The 1240-nt window shown below is 35.2% G+C and carries 1 protein-coding gene; it reads left to right on the forward strand.

Annotated features, from left to right (window positions below; genetic code table 11):
* Window positions 1-33: 33 nt before the first annotated feature.
* Window positions 34-1236 (forward strand): IS256 family transposase, encoded by a 1203-nt coding sequence (locus tag GXM17_RS21305; protein WP_163401529.1) that lies wholly within the window; start codon window positions 34-36, stop codon window positions 1234-1236.
* Window positions 1237-1240: the final 4 nt, after the last annotated feature.

The raw sequence follows: 1240 nt of genomic DNA on the forward strand, positions 1-1240 counted from the left end.
AATAACTTTTTGTTATTTTTAACCTTACATATTATGATTGACAAAGACGACTTATTAAACAGCAAGGATTTCTATAAATCCTTTAAGAATGCGGAAGACTTGACCTCATTCTTTCAAACGATGCACAAACGAGCAGTAGAACACATGCTCGAAGCTGAATTAGATGCTCATTTAGACAATGAGAAGCACGATAAAACAGCCAATGGCAATTATCGCAACGGTCATGGGACAAAAAAAATAAAGACCTCTTTTGGCCAGCAAGAAATCAAAGTTCCCCGCGACAGAGATTCTTCTTTTAATCCGGTACTGGTTCCTAAAAGAGAAAACATAGCTCAAGGCATTGAAAATGTTATTATATCTCTTTACGCCAAAGGAATGAGTGTTAGCGATATCGAGGAACAAATAAAAGAAGTTTATGATTTTGAAGTATCTTCTTCAACTATATCTCGAATTACCAGTGTTATTAGCAATGAAGTTGTTACTTGGCAAAACAGACCATTGGAAGACCTTTACCTGATTGTTTGGATGGATGGCATTGTTTTCAAAGTCAGAGAAGGATCCAAAGTGGTCAACAAAACTATTTATTTGGCAGTAGGACTCAATAGAGAAGGCAAAAAAGATGTTTTAGGAATGTGGCTTGGAAAAAATGAAAGCAGCAGCTTTTGGATGAGCGTTTTAACTGATTTAAAGGCACGTGGCGTTGAGGATATTCTCATAACAGCTACCGATAATTTAAACGGATTTACTCAAACAATCCGAAGTGTTTTTCCAGAATCCCAAACACAAATCTGCGTTGTTCATCAAATCAGAAACGCTTGTAAATATGTAGTCTGGAAAGACAGAAAACAATTTACTGCCGATATGAAACATATTTATAACGCACCTACAAAACAAGCAGCAGAGCTGGCTTTAAACGATTTTGCCCACAAATGGGAAGCTAAATACTCCTATGCCATTAAATCCTGGCGGGATAACTGGGATGAATTGACTGTGTTTTTTGACTTCCCCATTGAAATTAGAAAAATCATTTATACAACAAATTTAATTGAAAACCTTAATGGAAAAATTAGAAAATACACTAAAAATAAAATGTCTTTCCCAACAGATGACGCAGTATTGAAATCAGTATTTTTGGCATTAAGAGAAGCAACCAAGAAATGGTCAATGCCTATTCAAAACTGGGGTATTGTTTTAAACCAATTTACCCTTATATTTGAAAAAAGGCTCCGATTATAAAAAC

The sequence above is a fragment of the Flavobacterium fluviatile genome (assembly GCF_010645065.1).
In the GTDB taxonomy this organism is placed as follows: domain Bacteria; phylum Bacteroidota; class Bacteroidia; order Flavobacteriales; family Flavobacteriaceae; genus Flavobacterium; species Flavobacterium fluviatile.